The organism is Pseudomonas sp. RW10S2, assembly GCF_014268985.1.
GTDB lineage: Bacteria > Pseudomonadota > Gammaproteobacteria > Pseudomonadales > Pseudomonadaceae > Aquipseudomonas > Aquipseudomonas wayambapalatensis.
Window position 1 is genome coordinate 1 of the sequence record NZ_JABWRO010000222.1, and the last position, 2,878, is coordinate 2,878.

At 61.0% G+C, this 2,878-nt stretch carries 5 protein-coding genes and 1 pseudogene; 3 read left to right on the top strand and 3 right to left on the bottom strand.

Annotated elements, in window-relative coordinates:
- Positions 1-54: 54 nt before the first annotated feature.
- Positions 55-537 (bottom strand): SsrA-binding protein SmpB, encoded by a 483-nt coding sequence (gene smpB, locus HU729_RS25295; RefSeq protein ID WP_027917703.1) that lies wholly within the window; start codon positions 535-537, stop codon positions 55-57.
- 160 nt (positions 538-697) lie between these two features.
- Here smpB and HU729_RS25300 point away from each other — a divergent pair, with 160 nt between their 5' ends.
- Positions 698-1,132, top strand: a complete 435-nt coding sequence (locus HU729_RS25300) for a type II toxin-antitoxin system RatA family toxin (RefSeq protein WP_054892629.1) — start codon at positions 698-700, stop codon at positions 1,130-1,132.
- A complete protein-coding gene (locus HU729_RS25305; RefSeq protein ID WP_186711903.1) occupies positions 1,125-1,427 on the top strand; it encodes an RnfH family protein in 303 nt (100 codons plus the stop codon). Before HU729_RS25300 ends, HU729_RS25305 begins: the two co-directional genes overlap by 8 nt.
- Before the next feature lie 69 nt (positions 1,428-1,496).
- On the opposite strand, the gene bamE is transcribed toward HU729_RS25305, so the two are convergent.
- On the bottom strand, positions 1,497-2,018 hold the full coding sequence (bamE, locus tag HU729_RS25310; RefSeq protein ID WP_054892627.1) for an outer membrane protein assembly factor BamE: 522 nt from the start codon (positions 2,016-2,018) through the stop codon (positions 1,497-1,499).
- A 97-nt stretch (positions 2,019-2,115) separates the two neighbouring features.
- Here bamE and fur point away from each other — a divergent pair, with 97 nt between their 5' ends.
- A complete protein-coding gene (gene fur, locus HU729_RS25315; protein WP_046788147.1) occupies positions 2,116-2,520 on the top strand; it encodes a ferric iron uptake transcriptional regulator in 405 nt (134 codons plus the stop codon).
- Between the two features lie 81 nt (positions 2,521-2,601).
- On the opposite strand, the pseudogene HU729_RS25320 reads toward fur, so the two are convergent.
- Positions 2,602-2,878: pseudogene (locus HU729_RS25320) on the bottom strand (DNA repair protein RecN); the annotation flags it as partial.

Consider the following 2,878-nt stretch of genomic DNA (forward strand, 5'->3'; position numbering starts at 1 on the left):
CGCGGGCAAGCCGAAGCGCCGAACCGCCGCTGCGACTTGCCCGCTGAAGAAGATCTACTCTTCCTTGCCCTTGTTGCGCACCGCACGCTGCAGCTCGCGGTTGGAGTCGCGCTCGCGCATCGTGTCGCGCTTGTCGAACTCCTTCTTGCCCTTGCCGAGCGCGATTTCGCACTTGATCAGGTGCTTGCTCCAGTACAGCGCCAAGGCCACGCAGGTGTAGCCTTTCTGCGCCACGGCAGCTTCCACGCGCTCGAGCTCGCGCTTGTTCAGCAGCAGCTTGCGGGTACGCATGGGGTCGGCGATGACGTGGGTGCTGGCGGTGTTCAGCGGGGTGATGTGGCTGCCGAACAGCCAGGCTTCGCCATCCTTGAGCAGCACGTAGCTGTCGGTCAGGTGCGCCTTGCCGGCCCGCAGGCTTTTTACTTCCCAACCGGACAGGACCAGCCCGGCCTCGAACTTGTGTTCGATGAAGTAATCGTGTCGCGCTTTCTTGTTCTGCGCGATGGTCCCGGTCGGATGTTTCTTTTGCTTAGCCATAGGGGCGGCATTATAGGCAGTCGCCACGTCCTCTGGCTATGGGGTTCGGTGCGCTTGAGCCTGCAGGATGAATCCCGGACAATGCAGGCCTCGTTCCGTTGCACGGAACCGTTCCGAAGCGCTGTGATGCGCTGCCGCCCAGCTTGGAAGTGATGCCTGGATGACTACCCATATTCAACGCTCCGCCCTGCTGCCATACCCTGCCCAGGCGCTCTACGACCTGGTCAACGACGTGGCCAGCTACCCTGAGTTTCTTCCCTGGTGCTCGGACTCGACGGTGCTCGAGGCGAGTGACACCCACATGCGGGCGAAGCTGGAGGTGGCCAAGGGCGGCATGAGCCAGCAGTTCGTCACGCGCAATGTGCTGGTGCCGGGGCAATCCATCGAGATGAACCTGGAAGAAGGACCCTTCACCCAGTTGCATGGCGTATGGGTGTTCAAGGCGCTGGGCGAAAAAGCCTGCAAGATCAGCCTCGACCTGTCGTTCGATTATGCCGGGCCGCTGGTGCGCGCCACCCTCGGGCCATTGTTCAACCAGGCAGCCAACACCCTCGTCGATGCCTTCTGCCAGCGCGCCAAACAGCTTCATGGCTGAGACCCTGCGTATCGAGGTGGCCTACGCGACTGCCGAGCGCCAATGGCTGCTGGCGTGTCTGGTGCCGCATGGCGTGACGCTGCGTGAGGCCTTGCGGTTGTCTGGCATTGCTGCGCAAGTGCCAGGGCTGGATATTGAAAGCTGCCCGGTGGGCGTGTTTGGCAAGGTCGTTGCCGAACCGCATCAGCGTCAGGTAGAGGAGGGTGAACGCCTGGAAATCTACCGGCCGCTGCTGGTGGACCCGAAGGCGATGCGCAGACAGCGAGCCGAAAAGGCCAAGGCTGCACGCGGGTAAGGTTGTTGCTGTATACGCTGCGCAATAAAAAGCCCGGACCATGTCCGGGCTTTTTCATGGGCCATGCCGTTATTGCGGCGAGGTCTCCAGTGGCGCCGGCGTAGGCACCGGGGTCGTCTCGATGGTGTCGATTTCGCGCTGGATCGACTCTTCCGTCGAGCCAGCCTTGGCTGGTTTTTCCGGCTGTTGAGACGGCTGGTTGGCCGGGCTGACGGTCGTGGTGCTGCTGCCGCCCAGGATTTCCTGGTCGCGGCTTACGCCCGGCATGAAGTCGCCGGAAAGGCTGACCAGTTGGTCGCTCTCGTTGAAGAAGATACTCATGCGCTCCTGCTGGCGCTTACCGCCGCCAGGCTGGATGCTGTAGAGATAATCCCAGCGATTGGTGTTGAAGGTGTCCTGCAGGAGTGGGTTGCCCATGATAAACCTTACTTGCCGTCGGGTCATTCCGGGGCGCAATTGGTCTATCATGTCCTGCGTGACGACATTGCCCTGCTGGATGTCGATTTTGTAAACCCCGGGAAACGAGCAACCGGCGAGTGCGAGCAGTCCCACGAGGGTGAGGCTGGTTAGCAAGAGCTTGGTGTTTTGCATCGGTGGGCGACTTCCACTATCTTGGCTGGACAACGTAAACCCCGATCATACCCGTATTAAGAGAAGCTGCGAAGCAGCATCGGCGAGAAAGCTGACCATGGTTGAAAATAGCGAATTGCGCAAAGCCGGTCTCAAGGTGACCCTGCCTCGAGTCAAGATCCTTCAGATGCTCGATTCGACCGAGCAGCGTCACATGAGCGCCGAGGATGTTTACAAGGCGCTGATGGAAGCGGGTGAGGATGTCGGTCTGGCGACCGTCTACCGCGTACTGACCCAGTTCGAAGCTGCGGGTCTGGTGGTTCGCCACAACTTCGATGGCGGCCACGCGGTGTTCGAGCTGGCCGATGGCGGACACCACGACCATATGGTCAACGTGGACACCAGCGAAGTGATCGAATTCATGGATGCGGAGATCGAGCGCCGCCAGAAAGAGATCGTCGCCGAACATGGCTACGAGCTCGTGGACCACAATCTGGTCCTGTATGTGCGTAAGAAAAAGTAACGATTTCGATCGTTATTAACAGCAAAGGCGACCTTCGGGTCGCCTTTGTGCTTTCTGGCGCGGGTCGAGGAGTGAGCTGCCTCAGGCCTTGCCGCTGACTACCATCTTGCGCGCATGCGCCAGGGACTCTTTGGTCAGGTCTATCCCACCCAGCATGCGTGCCACTTCTTCGACCCGCTCGCGCTTGCCGAGGCTGGCCACGGCGGTATGGGTGGTGTCGCTGTTGCGTACCTTGTGCACGAACAGGTGATGGTGCCCTTGGGCTGCAACCTGCGGCAGGTGGGTGACGGTCAGGACCTGGCCGCGCTCGCCCAGGCGGCGCAACAGTTGGCCGACGATCTCGGCGGTCGGGCCGCCG